Here is a 23,254-nt window from a genome sequence, read left to right as displayed (position 1 = left end):
CCCTTATTTTTTTAGACTCAGTTTTTACCTATTGGCATGACTTTTTAAGACGTCCGCGACGAGTCCCGAGACATACGGGCTGCCCCGGTCTTCCTGTTCGACCGATTCAATCATGATGGCGACGAGCAGATCTTTTCTGTCATTGTCATAACCGACGAAAAAGCCGTTTTCCTGCCCGTTTTCTTCTCCTGCTTTTTTTAATTCGGCCGTACCGGTCTTACCGGCGACTTTAATCTCAGGGATTTCGGCCGGTAAGGAATAACCGGCATGGACGACGTCATACAGATCGTCGCGGATCATGGCGGCATCTTTTGCTTCGAGGAGATCTTTTTTCCAGACCTGTTTGGTTTCTTCCTCAGCGAGCAATGTCGGTCGGTAAATCGTTCCGTCCGTCAGGAAGATTTCGTACATCGACGCAAGGTGCAGGATGTTCGTCAGCATTTGTCCTTGACCGTAAGACGTATCCATCAGCTGTCCGTCGGAAGCAATCGAGCCGTCGTTTGAAATTTGTGATGCCCGCATCGGATAGGTGAAGGGAATCTTTTCACCGTATCCGAGTGCTTCAAGACCCGAAGTAAACGTTTTGGTCCCGATCTGTTCGAGTGTTGATTTTGCAAAGTAGACATTATCCGAGTAAACGAGCGCATTATGCAGATTGACCGGATCCGGTGTTTCATGAATCCGGGTAACGTTAAACCCGTCGATCTTCGTTTTTAACCCGTCAATCGTATAAGCTTTTTCCGGATCAAGTGTCTTGCTGTTTAAGCCGACCGCTGCCGTCAACGGTTTTTGGGTCGACCCGGGTGCGAAGGCACTCGTAAACCGGTTTAAAAGCGGTTGGTCGGGATCGTTCGTCAATGTATCGAGTCGAGCCTGGGAAATGCCCGTCGTAAACTCGGACGGATCAAATCCCGGTGAACTTAGCAGGACCCGTGTTTCACCCGTCCATGGGTCGATGACGGCTGCGGTTCCCGGATCATCTTTCATCGTCGCATAAGTCGTTTGCTGTAACTTGCCGTCAATCGTCAGTTGGATGTCTTGTCCATCCTTCGCTTTTGTCTCTGCGACGTCAACCGTGGACTGATCCGGTTTAACGATCTCGATTCGGGCACCCGATTTCCCGCGTAATGTTTCGTCGAGTACCTGCTCGAGCCCGCGTTTTCCGACTTGTTCACCGGCCTGAATCGTTTGTTTCGATTGTTTGATATCATCCGCCGTCGCCGAACCAGTATAGCCGATCAGATGGGAAGTTGCTTTGCCGAACGGATAGGCCCGGACCTCTGTTTCCTTGACGCTGACGCCATCAATCTGTTTCAGACGGTTGATTTGTGTTTTGTCGTTTACGGTATATGTTTTCAACGGAACGAACTGTCCGTCTTTGACCCAACTGGCGGAGAGGGCCTCTTCAATCGCTGAGACAGGACGGTTCAACTGTTTGGCGAGCGTTTTAAGATCGTTGATTTTACCTGCGACTGCACCGACCTCGTATCCGGTTCCAGTCGTGGCAAGAGGTTGCTTTTTCGTATCAAGCAAATCACCGCGTTTCGCCTCGAGTGTCGTCAATTGAATCTTGTCTTCTTTTTTAAAATCCTTTAGAACAAAGGAAGAATCCCAGTTGATGTACCAGTTTTCCGTATCTTTCTGTTTTTCAAACGTCAACGGAATTTCTTTTTTATAAGAAACGGGTCCGGCCAACGTCTCAAAAGAAATCGTGACCTGTAAACTTGCCTGTTCCTTATCCTCGTTTTTGTCTGTTTTCGTCCGTTTGACGGAAATATTTTTAATCGCAAGAGATTCTGCTAGTTTTTTCGTCCGATCCACGAATTCCTTTTTACCATAAGTTTTTTTCGTTTCTGTACTGGCATACTCCGCGTACATTTTTTCATAATCCTGTTTTTCCCATAACTTAATATAGGCGTCCAATCGTTCTTCCGGTGTCGGTTGATCCTGACATCCGGCAAGTATCGTCAGCACGAAGCTGGTTGAAAGCAGAAGCGGGAGTGTCTTCTTCAAGGGAAATCCTCCTTTTGCGAACAGTCTGTTTTACAACCGTACCATTCTTTCGGAAGGATTTCATCTTGAACGAACGACAAAAAACTCACACGAAGACAAACATTCGTGTGAGTAGAGTTTACATCTTAATTGAAGTAGTTGAGCGGGTTGACGCTGTTTGCTGCATATGTACCGCTGTAGACATAACTACCGCGATGCATTTCGAAGTGAAGGTGAGCACCAAAAGCATTGCCTGTTGCACCAATCGTCCCGATCTTTGTGCCTTTGGCAATCGTTTGCCCAACAGACACGGAACGGCTGTTTAAATGAGCATAGACTGTCGTATATGAGACACCATTGACAGTACTTTTCATCATGATGTGATTACCGTAGGCCCCGTAATACCGGGAAGTGATGACGGTACCGCCGGCAGAGGCATAGACCGGTGTGCCTGTTGGTGCGCCGATATCGATTCCGTTATGGAAGGTATAGCCGTAGACACCGCTTGCTCCGCCGTATCCCTGAGTAATCGGACCACTTGCCGGCCGGGAAAATCCGCTAGATGCTTTTGTAGATGTCGTAACACTGTATTTTTTAGCATATGTAGAAGAGATGTAACGGGATGTGCCGCCGTAAGAAATTTTTGTCCAAGATCCGGACACTCCTAAATAATTGAAGGTTTGACCAGAATTGACACTACCGACAACTTTGTAAGCAGTCGAAGGACCCGTTCGAACCCGCAACCCGTCTGCAGTTACTTTTACTTTGTACGTTGTTGCTGCTTCAACTTTTTCTGTACCCGTTGTAGCGAAACCAGAAACCATCAGTGCTGTCATTGTCATAGTTGTAATCATGCGTTTCATGTAGAAGTTCCTCCTAAAGTGTGAAAGACGACGGACGATTATGTAAGGGAACAAGACCCTTTCAAAGTTGTAAGATGCAAAGCATATGTATTTAATATGTATAAATATTTTCTTGATAGAATGATTATAGCATTGCGAATAACACAAAAATATTTCAGTTTCATTGCAAGATTATAGTTGTATAACATATATTGTAATGGAATATTTTTCATTTATTATCTGAATTTATTTTTACTAAAATAGAATATATAGACCTTTTTATGAAAAAAATTAATAGCCCATGACGATGTGTGTCTCACATCATCATGGGCTATAGGCAAAAAGAATTAGTTGGAAACGGGTGCGAAAACAGTTAAATGCTGACTTAAGACCTGAACCGTAACGGGAAGATGACCCGCTGTGTCGCCGTCAGCATTAATCGGAAGACGTTCTTTTGAATCGACATGAACTTCTTTTGTCGTAAAGTATTCGACTTGATCGGCATCGGAAATTTTTCCGGTCAATAATTTCGGTAAGGCCTGTAAGGCATCAAAGAAACCAAGCTGTTTCACGATGAAGACATGTAACAGTCCATCATCCACACGGGCATCTTTTGCGAATGATTCGAAACCACCAACAGAATTAGTCAAGGAAATGATCAGAAGAGGAGTTTCACCGTCAAACGATTTTTCTTCCGCCGTCAGGCGAATCGGATAGGGGCTGTGATCCTTAAAGGCTTTTAATCCTTCGATGAAGTAGGCGACGGAACCGAGTGATGTTTTTTGTTCGACACTGACTTCTTCGACAGCTTCAGCGATTAACCCGACCGCGATGACGTTCATGAAATAATGATCATCATATTTTCCGATATCGAGTGAACGGGAAGGGGCATCCTCTAAGACGCTGATCGCCTCCTCGGGTTCCGTCGGGATGTGTAAGGCACGCGCTAAATCATTGACCGTCCCGAGAGGCACTATTCCGAGTGTCGGACGATGCGCCTGTTCCGCGATACCAGTGATGACTTCATTCACTGTGCCATCCCCGCCCATGGCGACGACAGCGTCATAGTGGCCGAGTGCAGCTTGTGTTGCGAATTCAGTTGCATCGAGTTTTTTTTCCGTGAAGCGTACATCGACTTCCGTAAATCGTTGAGCCAATGTTCCTTCCGCGAGTTCCTCATGTTTTTTACCGAGTTCTTTACCGGACGACGGATTGATGATGAGCATGACTTTTGACACGAATGATTCCTCCTTTAATTCTACCTGTTCCTATTTTCCCAAGATTGCATAAACATAATCCTGGGCAGAAAAAAACCTTGGACATGACTTCTGTCGATGTCCAAGGCAATCCTGAAATTAGCGGCGAGCGATTGGTGGTGGGGATGCTTCTCCTGCTGCCGGACGAACGATTTCTTCTTCGTCCCAACACTCTGTATTTTCGATACCGAGAGCTTTCGCCGAGAAAACAGGATCAAGTCCTTTTTTCCGTTGTTCCTGGTAATCGTTGATGACTTTCAGCGCGATGCCACCTAAAAGTGAGATGGCTGTCAAGTTGATCAAGGTCATACCGGCCATGAAGAGGTCGGCAAAACTCCAGACCATTCCGAGACTGAGAACAGATCCGATGAAAACGAAAGCCATTGTCGCAATCCGGAATCCGAAGACGGCAGCCGGACTGTTTTTGATGAATTCAATGTTCGTTTCGCCGTAGTAATAACTGCCGACAATAGAACTGAAGGCAAACAGGAAAACACAGACTGCGATGAAAGCCGGGGCAACAGCTCCAAGCTGTTCGCCTAAAGCATTTTGTAACATCGCAATTCCTTCACCGTTTCCGGCAGCATAGCTGTCACTCAACAAGACGATGGCAGCAGTTGCTGTACAGACGATCAGTGTATCGAGGAAAACACCCAGTGTCTGGAGGAACCCTTGTTTTGCAGGGTGCGAGACTTCAGCCGCAGCAGCAGCATTTGGTGCTGAACCCATTCCGGCCTCGTTCGAGAAGAGACCCCGTTTAACACCAAGTGAGATAGCTGCTCCGACAGATCCGCCGACGGCTTGTTCGATGCCGAATGCGCTCTTGAGAATCATCATGAAGACAGCAGGGAGTTCCGTGAAGTTCGTGATGACAACGAAGAGGGCAGCGATCAGATAAAGACCCGCCATAATCGGGACAACGACGGCAGAGAATTTCGCAACGCGGTGAACACCGCCAAAGATGACGAGTCCTGTCAAGACGACGAGAACACCGCCGATGACCGCTTTGTTGATCCCGAAGGCATTGTCAAAGGCCGCAGCGATCGTGTTCGATTGGACCGAGTTGAAAATCAGACCAAATGTGACGGCGATCAAGATGGCGAAAATAACGCCGAGCGCACGGTTTTTCAATCCTTTTTCGATGTAGTAGGCTGGTCCGCCGCGGTAAGCGTTGGTTTTACTGTCGCGGACTTTGTAGACCTGAGCGAGCGTGCTTTCAATCAAAGCCGTTGCTCCACCGAGCAAAGCGACCATCCACATCCAGAAGACGGCACCGGGACCGCCAAGCGTGATGGCAATCGTAACGCCGGCTAAATTACCTGTTCCGATCCGGGTAGCGGCACCGATGAAGAACGATTGCAACGAAGTGATGCTTTCTCCTTCATCATCCGTTGTTTTCTCATTTTTATCGAGTGTGACGCGGAACATTTCTTTTAAGTACCGGAACTGAATGAATTTTGTCCGGATGGTGAAGTAGATGCCGACGCCGATTAATGCCGCGATTAAAACATAAGACCATAATAAGTTGTTGGCAAAATCGACTCCTGATTGTACTGCTTGCTGAAAGGCATCCATCTGAAAAATTCCTCCTCATGTGTTGTGGTAAAATGGCTATACGCTAAATTATACGAATTTTCAGATAATTAGCAAGAAAAATTTTAAAACTTTTTTTCAAAAACTAATCAAATTAATTATTTAGAATGTAAAAGGAAACTTGATTCAGAATAAGTAAAAAAAGACCTGTCGATGATTATGACAGGTCAAAACAGTTTATTCTGCGTCAAAACAATCATTCCACAGCAAGGAATTGTTCATAGAGTTCGTCAATCTTTTGAACCAGCTCTTCCCGACTGGTAGAAAGTTTCATCAATGCTTCGTAATCGCTTGTCTGTTCCAGTCGTGACTCCAGTAGAAAAAGCTCCTGCTCTGCCTGCTGAATTGTCTCTTCGAGTTGCCGGGAGGTTTGCAACGGGATCATCGAAGGTGACGGTTGAGATGATTTTTTATTTGAAGAAAGTTGTGTCGGTTCAGCGGCAGGGGACGCGACAGTCCGTTTGCTTGTTGCATACGCATAAGGGCCGTGATACAGTGTCGGTGTTTGTCCGAGCCAAAGTGTTTTCGTAAACAGCCGATTTAAAAAGTAGCGGTCATGCGAAACAGCGATCAGCGTTCCGTTAAACGATTCAAGCGCCTCTTCGAGGGCATCCCGTGATTCGATGTCGAGATGGTTCGTCGGTTCATCAAGGATCAAGACGTTTAATTCCGAGTTGACAAGGATTGCGAGCATCAGCCGCATACGCTCGCCTCCGCTTAAAGCGGTCACAGGTAAAAAGACACGGGGTCCAAAAAATAAAAACTGGGCGAGCCGTTTACGGGCTGTCCCTTCATCACATACGATGTTTGACCGGAAGACATCGATTAACCGTTGATCGTCAGGAAAGTCGATGTGTTGGGATAAATAGCCGATTTTGACCGAAGGACCTTGGGAGATGAGACCGCTCGTCGGTTGAATATGACCTAACAACAATTGCAACAGAGTCGTTTTCCCACTTCCATTGGCACCGACGATGGCCAAGCGATCCTTGGCAACGATATCGACGGTTAAGGAGTGAAACAACGGTGACTCGGTGAAGGAAACGCCGACGTCCTCCAGACGATAGACCGTCCGGCTTGTTTTACCTTGTGCCGTAAACGTAAGATCCGGTGTCTCGGCCTCAAGCTTCGGACGTTTGATCCGTTCGATTCGATCCAGCGCACGTTCCATTGATTTTGCCTTCCGGAACAGCTTTTCGCTTGGGGGAGAAGCTTCATTGGCCCACTGCCGGAGACGGCGGATCGCGTCCTTCATTTGCTTGATCTTTTTTTGCTGTTCCTGATAGGCATGGAATTGTTCAAGTAAAAGACGTTCTTTTTCCGTCATGTAGTACGTATAGTTTCCATGGTAGAGCCGGACTTCACCATCTTCGAGTTCGGCGATGCTCGTCACGACCGTATCAAGAAAGACGCGGTCGTGAGACACGAGTAAGACGGCGCCGGCATAGTGTGCTAAAAATGACTCGAGCCATTCGACGGCGTCCAGATCGAGATGGTTAGTCGGTTCGTCAAGAATCAACAAGTCAGGTTCACTTAACAGCATCCGTCCGAGACAGATTTTTGTTTGTTCACCGCCGCTGAGCTGATCGAACGGACGATCAAGTAACGGATGAAGCCGTAAACCGTTAATCATCCGGTCGACTTTAGACTCCAGTAAATAGCCGCCTTGCCGCTCGAATGCTTCGGTCACCTTCGTGTACTGGGCAAGCAGTGACTCGAGTTGATCGGTTTTCGTTGCCATCTCTTGTTCGAGCCGGTGCAACGATTGCCGTAAGTCGAGCAGCGGGGCGAACGCGGTCCAGAGGACGTCAAGACCGGTCATGTGGGGATCGAATACCGGCAATTGTTCCAAATAACCGATGGATAGCCCGCTTTTTTGGTAGATGGTTCCGGTGTCAGGTGAATCAAGCCGGGCCAGTAAACGCAGGAAAGTCGTTTTCCCGCTCCCGTTACGTCCGATCAAGCCGATGCGGTCATGTGACTGGATAAAGAGGGACACATCCGTTAAAATATCGTCGCCTCCGAATTGTTTGGACAGGTGTTGGATGTCGCAGATCATCATATGAATTTTCCTCTCTGACGCATCAAAAAAAGGAGAGCGCAAACAGCACTCTCCTTCACCAGTGGAAGATGCGCTTTGCTTTATTTTTCAAGTATAGAGTTCTTCAAAAAAGGACAGACTAGTCCCTTAGAACGCCATTCCATGAAAAATCGCGCGCAACAGATACAGTTGTTCCATCAACCAATGCTTACACGCAGCAAAACCCATCTTTCCACACCACCTTTTCTCATTCGATGACTCTATTTTACCATGCCACCGGGAATGAAAGGAAGAGCAGATTATTTAAATAAACCGGCGATGGAATTAAAGAAGGCACTTAAACCGTCAAACAGTTTGGCAAAAAATCCTTTTGTTTCTTCCGATGTCGCAAAGGACTGGATGTTTTGTCCGGCATCCTTCAGTCCCGTCTCAATCTGTCCCCAGTTAAGATCAGCTTTTTCCATTTGGTTAAACAGACCGGTCAAGCGCTCCATTTGGGCATCGGACAGATTGATATTATTGTTTTGAATGACTTGGACGATGACATTCTCGATTTCGACTTTCGTCTCCGGTTTTTGCTTCGCGATTTCGGCTTTGATTTCGTTCATCAAGTCGGCGACTTTATCCGTCCCGACGGTTTTTCCGACATCTGATGTGACCGATAATTCTTGTTGGGCTAAATCTTTCCGTTCATCCGTCAGTTTGATACCGGTCTCACTTGACGTTTGATCATAGGCTTTCATGATACCAGTCAAGGCAGATGTACCGGTTACTTTATAAGGGGAAGTAATCGTAATGTCGGCATCGGTCACACCGGCCGTGACCAGCGCATTCAAATACATGTCTTTTGTGACCCACGTGATATTTTCGGTTGCGACGGACAGACCGTCGCCTTTTTCAGCCAATTCGATCTTGGCGGAAGAATACATATTGCCGCCGCGTTGGGACTGGGGAATGTTTTTTCCGAGATATTTTTCCTCATCGGCAGACGTCGCGATGATCGGAGTGATGCCTTCCGGTGCATTGAGGCGGGACAACACCCATGCTTTATCCTTTGCTCCGAGCGATTCACCGAGTGTGATGATCGTTTTGTCGACGACCTGTTCGGCAGATGCGGCAGTAGGCAGTAATAACGTCGTGGCAAGTAATGCCGAAGCAGTCCATGTGATGGTTTTATTCATTGTCAGATTCCTCCGTAAGTTAAGTATCAGGTACTAATTTCAGTCTAATCGACCGGTGACGGAAGAGAATCGGTCTCAAGGACGAGCCGACATCGACCTTCCGTCATGTTCATTGTACAGAAAAACAATGGAAAGAAGGGGAGCAGGTTCAGAATTGAATGAAATCATGTTACACTTGAAACAAATCAAATAGCGACCACTAGGGGAGTCAGTAGGCTGACTGAGACGACGGAGACGTGCGGACCCTTTGAACCTGATTAAGTTTGGACTTACGGAGGGAAGTGGCGTGACAGATCCTCTTTTTCTGGTCTTTTCACGTCATACCTGACATCAGGTGTGGCGTTTTTTTGATGAAAAAAGGAGGAAGAAATATGAAATTCAGTGAAGAAATCCGGCAAGCGGCAGGACAGTATTGGGACAGCAGTTTTACGCATCCGTTCGTGACCGGTCTTGCAGACGGGACATTGCCGGAGAAGAAATTCCGACATTACGTACTCCAAGACGCCTATTACTTAAAACATTTCGCGAAAATTCAGGCCCGTGCCGCGTCCAAGGCACAGGATTTCGTGACGATTGCAGAGCTCGCGGAACATGCGACATCGACCTATGCCGCAGAACTGAGTCTGCACCAGTCGTTTTTTAAACCGCTTGGGATTTCGGACGAAACATTAGCCCGGTTTGAGCCGGCTCCGACCGCATACGCCTATATTTCACATATGCACCATGCGAGCGAAGGGACGCTCGGGGAGACAATTGCTGCCATCTTACCGTGTTACTGGCTCTATTATGAAATCGGACAACAGTTACAGAGCGCTGTACCGGCTTCACCGATTTATCAACAATGGATTGCGACATACAGTTCGGACTGGTTCGAGCGGGTAGTCTTTGAACAGATCGAGCGTTTGAATGAGCTGGCAGCGCAAGCAAGTGATCAAGAACGCACCCGGATGAAGCAGCATTTCGTCAGAAGCTGTTATTACGAATTGATGTTTTGGGAAATGGGCTGGACGGAAGAGACATTTGAAAAAAGCCTGGCACAGATTATTACAACGACATCATTGAAATAAGACAAGACAACGTAAAACACCGGATTCGCTTGTTGGCGGATCCGGTGTTTTATATAGAAAAGATAAATCAGCTGTGGTGTTCAATCAAATCTGCGAGGCGTTGTTTCACCAGCGACGGATTGGTTAACTCCTGATTGGATAATGAAAGTTTCGTCATCGTTTCGTCCGTACCCGCCATTTCGCTGAACAAAGAGCCGAGGCTGTGGGCACGACGGTCGATTTGAAGAACGATATCGATTCCGGACCGGTCCTGCAGCAAGATGACTTCGATTTCATCCAGTTTATGCGCATAATGCGTGCCGCGGGCAGAATATTCGAGTTCCTGCGCGATCGGTAAATCTTTTCGGAAGCGGCCCGGTAATTTTTCTGTATCTGCTTTCTTCAAACGGAATCCGAGATCTTCCATCGCTTCCAGAATGACGGATTGATAGTCGTTTGCCTTGACGACGACCGCATCATGATCGGACGGATCGACTGCTTGCGCGATATCAAGACCGGTCTCAATCCAGGATTTCGATTGACTGACGGAGAGGGGGGTATTAAAAGGAACCTGCAGCGTGAACGGAATTTCGCGTTCGACACCGGCTTCGATCGTAAACGGTGCTTCATTTAACACAAACCGATCCAGTGTGAATGTCGTGAATGTCTTGCTGTCCCCAACTTCCTGTTTGTACTGGGTGTTGAAGGCGAGATAAATCCGTGCGATTTCCTGATTGACGTTACCGCCTTTGATATGGACGACTCCTTGAATCGTACCGCCGGGTTCACAGTGTTCTTGCTCGAGGCGTGTGTCGACCGTTGCGGCACCGATACCGATTTGGGAAAGGATTTTTTTAAACATGTTGTGTTCCTCCTTAAATTAAGTATGACGACTGAAAAGAAAGCTGACTTGCTTGTCGAACACGGATGAATTTGCTACAGTTTCGAAAGACCAAACAAAAAAGGACGGGACGATACGTGGAACTACATCAATTAAAAGACTTGCTCACGGAAAAACTGCAGGCGACTTCACTCATACACGCGACGATCAGCGCTCCGCGTCTGAAATCAAATGATCTCCGCCGAATCAAGGTAAAACCGATTCTACTTAGAGATACGTATGCAATCCAGTTAGAGTTTCAACATGAACGGATCATTAAGCATGAGAATTTAAGTATAGAAGAATTTATTGTAAGAATGGACCAATTCTTTGACGAATTCCGTCAATTTTTATTCCGGTTCGAAACGGAAGAAGTCCAGTTTCAACTCTCGAAGAAAATGAAAGTCTCTATTAAGACGACCGTCAAAGAACCGATTCAGGCAGAGTTGTCTCATAACCGCAAGAAAAGTCACTTGTTAGAAGACGGTGTACCGGTGCCGTTTTTAATCCGTTTAGGTGTCATGACGGAAGAAGGACAGGTCAAACGCCAAAAATACGACAAATTCAAACAAATTAATCGGTTTCTGGAATTTGTCGAAGACAGTATCGCGGTGTTGCCGAAAGGACGTACATTGCGGATTTTAGATTTTGGATGCGGAAAATCGTATCTGACGTTTGCTCTTTATCATTACTTGAAGATCGTTAAAGGTTTTGATTTAAATGTCACCGGTCTTGATCTAAAAAAAGAAGTCATTGAGGAATGTGCCGCGATCGCTGCTGATTTAGGGTATGATGATTTGTCCTTCCGTGTCGGTGATGTCCACGATTACGACCAGGATACGGAAGTCGACTTAATGGTGACGCTTCACGCCTGTGATGTTGCGACGGACGTTGCGCTCGCACGTGCCGTCGATTGGAATGCCTCGGTCATTCTCAGTGTTCCGTGTTGTCAAAAGGAATTAAACCGTCAACTGGATTGTTCACCGCTTGATGTCATGCTGCAACATGGGTTGATTCAAGAAAAGTTTGCTTCACTCGCGACGGATTCGATTCGGGCCGAGTTATTGACACTTGTCGGATACGAGACGCAATTGCTTGAATTCATCGATTTAGAAAACACGCCGAAAAACATCCTGATTCGGGCTTACAAAAATCCGAAACGGGCAACAGAAGAAAAAATCGACCGGTATATCGCTTTCCGTGAGCTGTTGCATGCAAAGCCGTATTTAGAACGTGAATTGAGCGGCAGACTTGGACAGATTTCATCGAAACTCGTACAATAAAGAAGACAACGAATTAAAGGGGGAAACAAATACAATGGATTTCCAAATGTATTTTGAAGATGTCGTTCAAACGGCACGTAAAGAAGCAGCAGCAGCCGGTTTTGAAGAATTAACAACGGCTGAGAGCGTTGATGAGGCAATGAAACGCGAAGGACTGACGCTTGTCCTCGTCAATTCCGTTTGTGGATGCGCCGGCGGTATTGCCCGTCCGGCAGCTGCCTACGTCAACCGTATGGAAGGTGTCAAACCGGATCATTTCGTAACGGTATTTGCAGGACAAGACCGGGAAGCAACCGATCGGGCCCGTGAATACTTCGAAGGATATCCGCCTTCATCGCCATCATTCGCTTTGATGCAGGATGGAAACATCCTGTCGATGGTCGAACGGTTTGACATCGAATCGTTTACAGCGGAAGAAGTCGTCGAGAAGTTAGAGTCATTGATTGAAATCTACGCTTAAGTACATCAAAAACCTGCCCCTGCTTGAGGGGGCGGTTTTTTTTATGAACACCGTCCGTTGAACGAAAGGCGCTTCTCCTGAAATAAATGTAAGCGTTATCAACATAAGTGATTACTCATCAAATATGAATAAATCCGTATTTTATGCAATTTCTATAGATTATTATGCTTTACAATGAATAAATATTCGTATATTCTAAAAGCAATAAATCAGGTCGAACTTTTTAGTATTGAATTAGAAAAAAACATAAGTCATACTATTGTTAAAGTTCTGACAATTGAGCGTTGGAAGGGGAATTTATTGATGAAAAAATTAGCAGCAACGGCAATGGCAGGCATTCTAGCAGTCACAATGGCAGCATGTGGCGCTTCGGAGGAATCGACAGGGGATACGACAAAAAAGAACGATAAAGTATTGACGATGGGAACGTCAGCGGATTACTTCCCATTCGAGTATATCGATACAGCAAAAGGTGATGACATCGTCGGATTTGATGTGGCAATCGCCAAAGAAGTCACAAAAAACCTCGGATATGATTTGAAAATTGAGGACATGGAGTTCGGCAGTCTGCTTGGAGCGCTCAGTGCGGGACGTGTTGATTTCGTCATGGCGGGAATGACGCCGACCGACGAGCGGAAGAAAAACGCCGACTTCACGGATATTTATTTCCAGTCCAAAAACCTGGTCATGACGAAAGATAAAGCGATCGCGTCAGATGACGAGCTAAAAGGCAAGAAACTGGGTGTCCAGCTCGGATCGATCCAGGAAGCGTTGGCGAAGGACCGTTACAAAGACAGTGAAGCTGTTTCATTAAATAAAATTCCGGAAATCATTCAGGAGTTGAATACGGGCCGGATCGACGCTTTGATCATTGAAGACGCAGTAGCCGTCAAATACATGGATCAGGACAAAGCATTAAAAACGTATGAAATCAAAGAAGACGGGCCAACCGGTTCTGCCGTCGCCTTCAAAAAAGGGGACAAAATGCGTGATGACTTCAACAAAGAGTTGAAGAAGATGATCGACAACGGCGACATCGATAAACTCGCGGAAGAATGGTTCCAAAAAGAAGCAAAATAAGAGTAGTGCATAGGGGTGGGGGTAACCTCATCCCTTTTGTGCGACGTTAGGAGATTGGTTATGATAGACTTTACAAAGATTCAAGATTCAATCCCATATATTCTGCAAGGAATTCCAGTTCTATTTCAAGTCGTCATCGTCGCCGCGATTGCCGGTATGTTAATCGGGATTGTCGTCGCGGCGTTAAAAATCACGAAAAACGGATTTATTCGATTTATTGGTCATGCCTATACGGCGGTCTTCCGTGGAACGCCGCTCATTTTACAACTGGCGATCATTCACTTTGGGTTACCGCAGTTGACGGGGTATGTGACGACGGGGTATCAATCCGCCATCATCGCCTTTTCCTTAAACTCGGGGGCTTACATTTCGGAAATCATCCGGGCCGGCATTCAAGCCGTTGACCGCGGACAATGGGAAGCAGCAGATGCCCTTGGTATTCCTTACATGAAACAGTTACGGTCGATCATCTTGCCGCAAGCGTTCAAAAATATCCTGCCGGCAATCATGAACGAGCTGATCACATTAACAAAAGAATCCGCTTTGATTTCGACGGTCGGTGTCCTCGACGTCATGCGCCGGGCGCAAGTCGTCGGTGGAGAGAAGGCCTTGTATTTTGAACCGTTATTGTTTGCAGGATTCGTCTATTTCGTACTTGTCATGGGATTGTCCTTGATTGGTCAACAAGTCGAAAAAGCTATGAGAAAGAGTGGGTAATCAGATGGAACCTATGATTCAAGTTACTGATCTATATAAGCAGTTTGGAAAACTAGAAGTCTTAAAAGGTATTACGACGACGGTCGGACGCGGCGAAGTCGTTGCCGTCATCGGTCCGTCGGGATCCGGGAAATCAACGTTCTTACGATGCATTAATTTGTTGGAACAGCCGACAAGCGGCACGATTAACGTCGATGGTTTTGAATTGACGAAACCGAAAGCAAACATCGCCAAGGCCCGTCAAAACATTGGCATGGTGTTCCAACAGTTTAATCTGTTCCCGCATAAATCGGTCCTCGATAACTTGATTTATGCACCGATTAACGTGCTTGGTCTCTCGAAAGATGCGGCTGTCAAACGGGCGGAAGTCCTGCTCGAACGTGTCGGTTTGGCCGAAAAACGCGATAACTTCCCGAACCAGCTGTCGGGCGGTCAAAAACAACGGGTCGCGATTGCCCGGGCACTGGCGATGGAACCGAACGTCATGTTGTTTGACGAACCGACATCAGCGCTTGACCCGGAAATGGTCAACGAAGTGCTGGATGTCATGAAACAACTGGCAGAAAGCGGCATGACGATGGTCATCGTTACGCACGAGATGGGCTTTGCAAAAGAAGTTGCCGACCGCGTCCTGTTCCTCGATGAAGGCATTCTGATGGAAGAAGGCAGTCCGGTGGAACTGTTTGATCATCCGAAAACCGATCGCGCCAAAAAATTCTTGGAAAAAGTGTTATAACGAAAAGCGCCGACTCGATTCAATGAGTAGGCGCTTTTTTAAGACAGGGAGAGGTTTTTTATGCTTAACAAAGAGACGGAACGGTTCGTTCAGGAATTCCATGCAAATGATTTTTCCGGACATGATTTTTCCCACATCGAACGTGTCCGGAAGATGGCCTTACGGATTGCCGAAATCGAAGGCGGGAATGTCCGTATCATTGAACTCGCTGCACTGCTGCACGACGTCGCGGACAGTAAACTCGGCGGGACAAGTGAAAATGTCGACCAGTATTTAAGACCACGTGTCTCGGAGCAGGACCGCCTGCATATCCTCGACATCATCAACAGTTTATCGTTTAAAGGGGGTGACCGTCCGCCGATGAAGACACTGGAAGGGAAGATTGTCCAGGACGCGGACCGCTTGGACGCGATTGGTGCGATTGGGATTGCCCGGACATTTCAATTTGCCGGTCACTTTCAGGAACCGATGTATGTACCGGGACTCGCTCCCCGCGAGCCGGGTGAACGGACAGGGACGACAAGTGCCTTACACCATTTCGATGAAAAATTATTCCGTTTAAAAGATTTGATGAATACGAAGACAGCGAAGATCATTGCTGAAGATCGTCATCAGTATATGCGGGAATTCGTCGAACGGTTCAAGCAGGAATGGAACGATCAATAATGATAAAAACAGGGATCTGCTCCTGATAGAGCGGATCCCTGTTCGTTAACTTAAGATGACAGCTGTAATCAGGCCGAGAGAAGCGAACAGACCAACGATGGCTCCGCCTTCCTCATGCGCTTCCGGCATCATCGTTGAAGCGAGCATGGCAATGATACCGCCACTGGCAAAAGCACCAATCATCGCAAACTGCATATCCGGCAATTCTGATAAAATCGAATACCCGGCAAGGGAGGCGAGCGCGGAAATCAACCAGACGACTCCCCACATGACCAGGATTTTTTTCTTCGAGAAACCGTCTTTTTGTAAGCCGGTCGTACTCGACAAACCTTCCGGGATGTTACTGACGAAAATGGCTGCGACAAGCGCGGCGCTGACATTTCCCGATAATAAACTGGCACCAATCATGATCGATTCCGGAATCGCATCAAGAATCGTTCCGAAAAAGATGGCAGTTCCTGTCCCTTCGTTTCCGCCGGATGAGCGTTTTCGTTTACTGGCCCCACGTGAGGAAACAAACATATCAAAAGCAGTGAACACGAGTGCCCCCACGATGAAGGAGATGCCGACAATCTTCGTCGTGGATTTATTTAGGGCTTCATCCAATAACTCAAACGTTGCCGCCCCGATTAAAATCCCTGTTCCAAACGACATCACGTATCCGATCAACCGTTGTTTAAGAGGGAGAAACAAACCAATCAAAGCTCCGATGACGACGGCTCCTCCAGCGATGGCCCCCCACATAAAAGCGATTCCCATGTAAACATCCTCCTTAGCTCTTTCCCTATCTGTATTACTATTTTCCTAAAAAAATGATTGATAAACATAGCTAGTTAAAAAAGCAGAAAAGGTAATCCGGAAACAAGGAAAAACGCCTTTCGCTGAAAAGGCGAGAGGCGTATTGTATGATCAAAACGGTTGTTTATTTAACCAATGCCCGCCGTCGAGGGCAATACATTCCCCATTTAAATAACTCGCTTGATCGGACAACATCCAGGTCGCTAGTCCGGCGATTTCTTCCGGTGTGCCGAATCGGCCGAGCGGGACGTTGCGGCGAATCCGTTCCGCATGTTCCGGTGACATGGCAAGTTTATCGGCGCCGCCGGTCCGTTCAATCGGTCCCGGACTGATTGCATTGATGCGGGCTCCGTATTTGTATCCCCATTCGACAGCAAGTGTTCGTGTCAGGTTCAGGACACCAGCTTTTGCCGCAGCACTCGGTGCGACACCGGCACCTGCCTGCCACGCGTATGAGGCAACGATATTCAAGATTTGTCCGCCCGATACGTTGTCTTCCTGCCAGCCTTTGACGAGGGCATGGGAACAGTTGAATGTCCCGTTCAAGACGATATCAATTACCGTTTTCCATCCGTTCGGTGAGAGTTCGTCCGTCGGACAGATGAAGTTACCAGCAGCATTGTTGATGAGGGCTTCCAGTTGTCCAAACTGTTGTCGGGTTTGATTGACAGCAGCGATACAGGCATCCGGATCCCGGACGTCCATTTGAATGACACTGTGGTGTCCACCAATCGCTTGTAAATCCTGATCGGTTTGCTGCAACCGCTCGGCATTCCGACCGGTCACGACGACATTCCACCCGGCCTCTTTTAAAGCGATCGCCATCGCTTTCCCCATTCCGCTCGTACCACCTGTGACAAGTACTGTTTTTGCCATTTCCAAAACCCCCTTATAAACTGAATGAATAGCCATTCAATATAAGTATTCAAAAAAGAAGGAGTAAACTCCTTCTTTTGGACAGAAATTATTCGACAGCTGCTGCCGTATTTGTCAAGACAGGAACAACTTGTTTTTTCCGTGAAACGACACCTTCGAGATAAAGGAGATGGTTCGTCGCTTCAAGTCCGAAGGCCCGTTCGACAAGTGATGCTTCAGGTCCGAGGACGAGCGCCACCGAATTGTTCGTCAGGATATCCGTAACGAGTAACATATATAAATCCAAATCTTTTTCGGCAATCAAGGCTTCGATCCGCGTTTCGAGCTCTTCTTGACGAAGCAAGACTTCTGCCGTGTCGACCGTGTTTGCTTGGGCAATCTCGACTTTGAATGGTCCCATTGAGAATTCTTTTGCATCAAGTGAGATCAGCTCATCGACGGTTTTCTTCGATAGATCAGCACCTGCTTTTAACATGTCGAGACCATAAACGTTGGCATCGACACCGGCAATCGTCGCCAGTTCACGTGCGGCTAACACATCTTGCTCCGTGCATGTCGGCGACTTGAACAACAAGGAGTCGGAAACGATGGCTGACAACATCAAACCGGCAATTTCCGGTTTGATTGCAACACCGTGTTCTTTGTACATTTTGTTTAAGATCGTCGTCGTACAACCGACTGGTTCCGCACGGTAATAAACCGGATCAGATGTCTCGAAATTGGCAATCCGGTGATGGTCGATGACTTCCGTTACTTTGACGGCATCGATGTCATCCGCGCTTTGTTGACGTTCATTGTGGTCAACAAGAATGACGTGTTTTGTTTCTTTTGATACTTCCGTTACGAGGCGGGGACGAGCGACTTTAAAGTAGTCGAGGGCAAATTGTGTTTCCCCGTTGACTTCACCAAGACGAACGGCTTCAGCATGAACACCGAGCTCTTTTTTTAATTCGGCATAGGCGATTGCCGATGCAATCGTATCCGTGTCCGGATTTTTATGACCAAATACTAAAACTTTTTCCATGTGTATTCACTCCTAAATGATTGATGTCTCGCCCATTAGTGTACCATAAGTCCGTTTTAGACGGCGTTCATTTTCAAGAGGATGCCGGCGATTTTTTCGCTCCAATACGGATCGGATGCGTAAAAAACATTCATTCCACGTGCCTTGTTTCCAAGAAACGGACCGCGGTAGTATTTCCCGTCTTTCGAAAGGTAGTCGCGGGCAATGAAGCGGCCTGTTTTCCGGATCGAGTCTTCAAACGAATCATAGGCCGTCGCATTTTGACCGGGAGCAATATCCGTTGCATTGACGCCAAACAGATTGAACTTGTCTTTTGCGATATCCGACCGTCCGTAATCGGACTCGTGAATCGCATGGGCAAGCAGATAAGCCGCATTGATTCGATAGGTGCGTTCAACTTGCTTAAAGGTCTTTCCTTTCCCGATCAACGGACTGTCGGGAGCATTTTTTTTAATGTAGGCATCGAGTTGTTTCGCTGTCAAAGCGGTCGGTTTCCGTAAATCCTGCGTTAGTGTTTTCGATTCAACGTACTGCATCGTTCGGTCATCTAACGACGCTGGTGCTTCCCCGGCTGTGATCAAACCGCCGAGTCCGGCATCGGCGACGATGTAATGCAACAGACGATCGCCTTGCTTTTCATAATAGGACCGGTTACTGGATTGTTCAAGCGGGTAAAGAGTCAGCCGATCGGAAGCAACGTAACCGGTCAGACCGGCAATTTCAACCCGGCTGACGGAATCTGTGTACGCAAGCAGGGAAAGACGGCTGCCGGGGGCGATATACGTATGTCGTTTTTTTAGAGCGCGGTCGGTGTAGATGTTCAGCGTCTGATTCGGCTTGACGATGCCGATCCCGCTGCCGGTCAAATAGATATAACGTTCATCCGCCGTCCGTTTGACGGCCCCGCGGCGTCCGTCGATAAAGGCCTTCGCTTTTTCGGCAGAATCGAATTCTTCTTCCCGGATGACTTTCCCGTCCCGATATAATTCCGCAACATAAGGAGAAGCCGGAGGAAGAATGGTTTGCGGTTTCTCCCGTAACAGCAGGAACAATCCGCAACCGAGTAAGAAAAAGAAGACAAGCCCCTTGAAAGAACCCGTTCGACGGACCGGGCGGGCGGGGCGAATTGTACGTTTAGTCAAAAAATCACGTCCTTCAAAAAAATCAATCGACAACCTGGGTAAAGAATAGGTAACCTAACAAAGAATGGAGGGAAGTCTGTGTTTATCGGATATCGAACGTTAAAAACCGCTGTTGCAGCGGCACTGGCGATGTGGATTGCGGAAAAGATGCAACTGGATTACTACGTCTTTGCAGCCATCATCGCCATTTTGAGTATTCAAGCGACAAGAAAAAAATCATTTCGGTCGTCATATGAACGGATCATGGCGTCCATTCTCGCGATTGGACTTGGTTTTGTCATCTTCGAAGTCATCGGCTACCGTCCGATTGCAATTGCACTTTATTTCATTCTATTTCTTCCACTGACGCAACGCCTCCGCCTGCAGGACGGTTTTATCACGAGTGTCGTCATTCTCACCCATCTTTACGTCGCACAGCAATTGAATCTGGCCATCTTTTTAAACGAAATTTATTTGCTGCTGATCGGTGTCGGTGTAGGACTACTCGTGAACATGTATATGCCGAGTCTCGACCGGACGATTGCCGAGCGACGGTTGCAGATCGATCAACGGATTGCCGCCTTGTTCTTTGAAGTCGCAGCCGCGATTGAAACGGGATGGATCAATCGGCATTCGTTGACACTGCACGAGACGGAACGGCTGTTGAAGGAAGGAAAGGATGCTTCGCTGAAACGGATGGGCAATGCCATCGGCCGACGGAATGATGATGAAGACTACCTGTATTTCCGAATGCGTGAACAACAGTTTGAATTATTAAACGGAATCGTCCGCAACGTCGATGATCTTGTCCTCGTCGTAGAAGAAGGAAAAAAAGTCGCCGGCCTGTTCCGGACAATTGGTGACAATGTCCGACCCGATGCCGACGCAACGTTATTTTTAGCGGAACTCGAACGACTGCTCGAAGAGTTTCGCGAGTCACCGCTCCCGAAGACACGGGATGAGTTTGAAGTCCGGTCCGCATTACTGCATATGTTGCAGGAAGCAGAGCAGTATTTGCAATTAAAGCAACGATTCGTCAATCAGAAGAGGTAAAACATTGTCGAGGCAAAGGTGCCGAGCAGGAAAATCGTCAAAATCGTAATCGTCGTCCACTTAATGATTCGTTGTTGTTTTGATGGTTTTGCCATAGCAAGACCGCTCCTTTCATACTTCCATTGATTATAGCCATTGTACAAACAACGCTTGCGAAGTGCAAATCTGCCTATAGATGGTATACTAAAAAAGCGCTAGATGAACTGAAAAAATGAGGAGGAATGCAACATGGTTAATGAGCAACGTGTGCTCGACACCTTTTTAGAACTGGTCCAGATTGATTCGGAATCAAAAGAAGAGGCACAAATTTGTGCCCATTTGAAAGAGACGTTTACGGCACTGGGGTGTGACGTATTCGAAGATGACGCTTCATCGAAAACCGAGCATAAAGGGAACAACTTAATCATCACGCTTCCGGCAACAAAAGACGGCGTCGATAAAATTTATTTCACTTCCCATATGGATACGGTTTTCCCGGGACAGGGAATCAAACCAATCATCGAGGACGGTTACGTGAAGACGGACGGAACGACGATTCTTGGGGCAGATGATAAAACGGGGCTTGCTTCGTTGATCGAACTGGTCCATGTCTTAAACGAAACGAACCAGCCGCACGGGAAAATTCAATTCGTCATTACGGTAGGGGAAGAATCAGGCTTAGTCGGCGCTATGGTTCTCGATCCTTCGAAGATTGATGCGGATTACGGTTTTGCTTTGGACTCGGACGGTAAAGTCGGAGACATCATTACGGCTGCACCAACCCAAGCGAAAGTAAATGCCAAAATTTACGGTAAAACCGCTCATGCCGGTGTGGCACCTGAAAAAGGAATTTCGGCCATCACGATTGCAGCAAAAGCGATTGCCAAAATGCCGCTCGGCCGCATCGATGAAGAAACGACAGCAAATATCGGACGCTTCAGCGGTGGTGGTCCATCGACCAACATCGTATGTGATTACGTGGAAATCTTTGCCGAGGCCCGTTCGCTCGTTGCGCCTAAAATGGAAGCTCAAACAGCGAAAATGAAAGCGGCGTTTGAAGAGGTTGCCGCTGAATTTGGCGGACGTGCCGAAGTCGAAGTTAAAGTCATGTATCCTGGTTTCAAATTTGAAGACGGTGATCAAGTTGTCGAGGTTGCGAAAGCAGCGATTACACAACTCGGTCGGACACCACGTCTCTTGCACTCTGGCGGGGGATCAGATGCAAACGTGATTGCCGGTTTCGGTATTCCGACTGTCAACCTGGCTGTCGGCTATGAAGACATCCATACAACGAACGAAAAAATGCCGATTGAAGAACTCGTGAAAACAGCAGAATTGTGCGTGACGTTAGTCGATTACATCACAAATAAATGATGACAGACTAAAAAGAGTGTACCGCGACATTGCGGTACACTCTTTGTTCGTTTACGATTAAGTTAATTGAGGACGTTCGAAAAATTCCATCGACTCCAGAATGAGTTCCTCGGTACAGAGTAAAGTCGTTGCGATTTCTTGAAGTTGAATCGATTTTCCGTACTGTTGCCGATAGTTCTCGTTCAATAAACGAGCAGCTTGTACGACACGTGCATAAGTCCGTTCGATTTTGGTCATGGAAAAAACCACCTTTCGAATCAGTATAGGCCCATTTTAGCATGCTTCGGACCGAGAAAGGTGTATTTTATGTATAAAAAATGCTAATTTTACGAAAAGGGGAAAAAGATGGAATTTTATTTTTTAGGGACCGGTGCAGGAATGCCGTCCAAACAACGGAATGTGTCTGCGATTGCGCTCTTACATCCGAAAATGACCTGGTTGTTTGACTGTGGAGAAGCGACACAACACCAAATGTTGCACAGTCCGATTAAACCGCGCAAAGTCAGTACGATTTTTATTACACATCTGCATGGAGATCATATTTTCGGTCTTCCCGGCTTCATCAGTACGCGGGCTGCACTCGAAGGAACGACGTTATTAACGATTTTCGGTCCAAAAGGAATCAAGGAATGGCTCGAGGCAACTTTGCGTATCACCGGTACGTACTTACGTTATCCGCTTGATGTCATTGAAGTCGAAGCCGGTCAGACCTATGAGCAGGAAGGATTTCACATTCACGTTGAAGCGTTGGAACATCGCTTTTTAGCCTACGGTTACCGGATTGAAGGTCAGGAAGAAAAAGGAGCTCTGCACGTTGAAGCGCTGAAACAACTGGGTGTCCCTTCAGGACCGCTCTATCGACAAATCAAACAGGAGGAAACGTTTGTTTTCGAGGGAACGGAATATCAGTCAACGGATTTTCTCGGAGAACCGAAGCCGGGCATCAAGTTGGCGGTATTAGGAGATACGGTACCGTGTGAAGGAAGCCTTCGGTTGGCGGAAAAAGTCGATGTTCTTGTCCACGAGGCGACATTTGCCGATTCGGAACAGGACCATGCAGGACGATTCGGTCATTCAACAGCCAGACAAGCGGCTGAAATCGCTTTGAAAGCAGGGGCGAAGAAACTGTTGTTGACGCATATTTCGGCGCGGTATGTCGATCAGGAACAACGGTTGGAAGCGGAGGCGCGGGAAGTATTTGAAGAGTCATACCTCATGACGGATCATCAATCTGTCGTGATTAAGGGGTAACCAAC

At 47.2% G+C, this 23,254-nt stretch carries 22 protein-coding genes and 1 riboswitch; of the genes, 10 read left to right on the top strand and 12 right to left on the bottom strand.

Annotated features, from left to right (window positions below):
* Positions 1 to 24: 24 nt before the first annotated feature.
* The 6 genes from KNQ07_RS08390 to KNQ07_RS08365 all read right to left on the bottom strand — a co-directional run bounded on the left by KNQ07_RS08390 (position 25) and on the right by KNQ07_RS08365 (position 8,905).
* Complete coding sequence (locus tag KNQ07_RS08390) at positions 25 to 2,013, bottom strand: penicillin-binding transpeptidase domain-containing protein (protein WP_214766074.1); 1,989 nt, start codon at positions 2,011 to 2,013, stop codon at positions 25 to 27.
* Positions 2,014 to 2,138: 125 nt separating this feature from the next.
* A complete protein-coding gene (locus KNQ07_RS08385; protein WP_214766072.1) occupies positions 2,139 to 2,855 on the bottom strand; it encodes a peptidoglycan DD-metalloendopeptidase family protein in 717 nt (238 codons plus the stop codon).
* 326 nt (positions 2,856 to 3,181) lie between these two features.
* Complete coding sequence (locus KNQ07_RS08380) at positions 3,182 to 4,072, bottom strand: diacylglycerol/lipid kinase family protein (protein WP_214766070.1); 891 nt, start codon at positions 4,070 to 4,072, stop codon at positions 3,182 to 3,184.
* 117 nt (positions 4,073 to 4,189) lie between these two features.
* Positions 4,190 to 5,665 (bottom strand): alanine/glycine:cation symporter family protein, encoded by a 1,476-nt coding sequence (locus tag KNQ07_RS08375; RefSeq protein ID WP_214766068.1) that lies wholly within the window; start codon positions 5,663 to 5,665, stop codon positions 4,190 to 4,192.
* A 214-nt stretch (positions 5,666 to 5,879) separates the two neighbouring features.
* Positions 5,880 to 7,745 (bottom strand): ribosomal protection-like ABC-F family protein, encoded by a 1,866-nt coding sequence (gene abc-f / locus KNQ07_RS08370; protein WP_214766066.1) that lies wholly within the window; start codon positions 7,743 to 7,745, stop codon positions 5,880 to 5,882.
* Positions 7,746 to 8,023: 278 nt separating this feature from the next.
* Positions 8,024 to 8,905 carry a DUF1002 domain-containing protein gene (locus KNQ07_RS08365; RefSeq protein ID WP_012369838.1) on the bottom strand — a complete coding sequence of 294 codons (882 nt, stop codon included), beginning with the start codon at positions 8,903 to 8,905 and terminating at the stop codon, positions 8,024 to 8,026.
* Positions 8,906 to 9,096: 191 nt separating this feature from the next.
* A riboswitch (TPP riboswitch) is annotated at positions 9,097 to 9,202 on the top strand.
* A gap of 74 nt (positions 9,203 to 9,276) precedes the next feature.
* Here KNQ07_RS08365 and tenA point away from each other — a divergent pair.
* On the top strand, positions 9,277 to 9,972 hold the full coding sequence (gene tenA / locus KNQ07_RS08360; protein WP_012369839.1) for a thiaminase II: 696 nt from the start codon (positions 9,277 to 9,279) through the stop codon (positions 9,970 to 9,972).
* A 67-nt stretch (positions 9,973 to 10,039) separates the two neighbouring features.
* On the opposite strand, the gene KNQ07_RS08355 is transcribed toward tenA, so the two are convergent.
* Complete coding sequence (locus KNQ07_RS08355; protein WP_214766064.1) at positions 10,040 to 10,813, bottom strand: sporulation protein; 774 nt, start codon at positions 10,811 to 10,813, stop codon at positions 10,040 to 10,042.
* A 116-nt stretch (positions 10,814 to 10,929) separates the two neighbouring features.
* Between KNQ07_RS08355 and KNQ07_RS08350 the strand changes: the two genes are divergently transcribed.
* The 6 genes from KNQ07_RS08350 (at position 10,930) to KNQ07_RS08325 (ending at position 15,773) form a co-directional block, all read left to right on the top strand.
* Positions 10,930 to 12,114, top strand: coding sequence for a class I SAM-dependent methyltransferase (locus KNQ07_RS08350; RefSeq protein ID WP_214766062.1), 1,185 nt, complete (start codon positions 10,930 to 10,932; stop codon positions 12,112 to 12,114).
* 34 nt (positions 12,115 to 12,148) lie between these two features.
* Complete coding sequence (locus tag KNQ07_RS08345; protein WP_012369842.1) at positions 12,149 to 12,574, top strand: BrxA/BrxB family bacilliredoxin; 426 nt, start codon at positions 12,149 to 12,151, stop codon at positions 12,572 to 12,574.
* Positions 12,575 to 12,877: 303 nt separating this feature from the next.
* The gene (locus KNQ07_RS08340; protein WP_012369843.1) at positions 12,878 to 13,654 is read left to right on the top strand and encodes a transporter substrate-binding domain-containing protein; all 777 of its coding nucleotides are present in this window, start codon (positions 12,878 to 12,880) and stop codon (positions 13,652 to 13,654) included.
* 60 nt (positions 13,655 to 13,714) lie between these two features.
* Entirely contained in the window at positions 13,715 to 14,371 is a 657-nt protein-coding gene (locus KNQ07_RS08335) for an amino acid ABC transporter permease (RefSeq protein ID WP_214766060.1), read from the top strand.
* Positions 14,372 to 14,384: 13 nt separating this feature from the next.
* Positions 14,385 to 15,107 (top strand): amino acid ABC transporter ATP-binding protein, encoded by a 723-nt coding sequence (locus tag KNQ07_RS08330; RefSeq protein ID WP_041261856.1) that lies wholly within the window; start codon positions 14,385 to 14,387, stop codon positions 15,105 to 15,107.
* Positions 15,108 to 15,167: 60 nt separating this feature from the next.
* Complete coding sequence (locus KNQ07_RS08325) at positions 15,168 to 15,773, top strand: HD domain-containing protein (RefSeq protein ID WP_214766058.1); 606 nt, start codon at positions 15,168 to 15,170, stop codon at positions 15,771 to 15,773.
* Positions 15,774 to 15,818: 45 nt separating this feature from the next.
* Here the strand turns inward: KNQ07_RS08325 and KNQ07_RS08320 are convergent, their stop codons facing one another.
* From KNQ07_RS08320 to KNQ07_RS08305, 4 genes are all read right to left on the bottom strand, one after another.
* Entirely contained in the window at positions 15,819 to 16,532 is a 714-nt protein-coding gene (locus tag KNQ07_RS08320) for a ZIP family metal transporter (protein WP_012369847.1), read from the bottom strand.
* A gap of 150 nt (positions 16,533 to 16,682) precedes the next feature.
* The gene (fadH, locus tag KNQ07_RS08315) at positions 16,683 to 17,447 is read right to left on the bottom strand and encodes a 2,4-dienoyl-CoA reductase (RefSeq protein ID WP_214766056.1); all 765 of its coding nucleotides are present in this window, start codon (positions 17,445 to 17,447) and stop codon (positions 16,683 to 16,685) included.
* A gap of 88 nt (positions 17,448 to 17,535) precedes the next feature.
* Positions 17,536 to 18,471 carry a manganese-dependent inorganic pyrophosphatase gene (locus KNQ07_RS08310; RefSeq protein ID WP_214766054.1) on the bottom strand — a complete coding sequence of 312 codons (936 nt, stop codon included), beginning with the start codon at positions 18,469 to 18,471 and terminating at the stop codon, positions 17,536 to 17,538.
* 56 nt (positions 18,472 to 18,527) lie between these two features.
* On the bottom strand, positions 18,528 to 19,613 hold the full coding sequence (locus KNQ07_RS08305; protein WP_214766053.1) for an N-acetylglucosaminidase: 1,086 nt from the start codon (positions 19,611 to 19,613) through the stop codon (positions 18,528 to 18,530).
* A 78-nt stretch (positions 19,614 to 19,691) separates the two neighbouring features.
* Between KNQ07_RS08305 and KNQ07_RS08300 the strand changes: the two genes are divergently transcribed.
* Together KNQ07_RS08300 and KNQ07_RS08295 are read left to right on the top strand one after the other, a co-directional pair.
* Positions 19,692 to 20,645: an aromatic acid exporter family protein gene (locus KNQ07_RS08300; protein WP_012369851.1), complete on the top strand. Its 954-nt coding sequence runs from the start codon at positions 19,692 to 19,694 to the stop codon at positions 20,643 to 20,645.
* Between the two features lie 228 nt (positions 20,646 to 20,873).
* Complete coding sequence (locus KNQ07_RS08295) at positions 20,874 to 21,998, top strand: M20/M25/M40 family metallo-hydrolase (protein ID WP_012369853.1); 1,125 nt, start codon at positions 20,874 to 20,876, stop codon at positions 21,996 to 21,998.
* Between the two features lie 57 nt (positions 21,999 to 22,055).
* On the opposite strand, the gene KNQ07_RS08290 is transcribed toward KNQ07_RS08295, so the two are convergent.
* Positions 22,056 to 22,235 (bottom strand): hypothetical protein, encoded by a 180-nt coding sequence (locus KNQ07_RS08290; RefSeq protein ID WP_012369854.1) that lies wholly within the window; start codon positions 22,233 to 22,235, stop codon positions 22,056 to 22,058.
* A gap of 108 nt (positions 22,236 to 22,343) precedes the next feature.
* On the opposite strand from KNQ07_RS08290, the gene rnz reads away from it, so the two are divergent.
* Complete coding sequence (gene rnz / locus KNQ07_RS08285; RefSeq protein ID WP_214766051.1) at positions 22,344 to 23,249, top strand: ribonuclease Z; 906 nt, start codon at positions 22,344 to 22,346, stop codon at positions 23,247 to 23,249.
* Positions 23,250 to 23,254 lie beyond the last annotated feature (5 nt).

The sequence above is a fragment of the Exiguobacterium sp. s145 genome (genome assembly GCF_018618835.1).
Taxonomy (GTDB): Bacteria; Bacillota; Bacilli; order Exiguobacteriales; family Exiguobacteriaceae; genus Exiguobacterium_A; species Exiguobacterium_A artemiae.
This window is presented reverse-complemented; position numbering and strand designations above follow the sequence as displayed.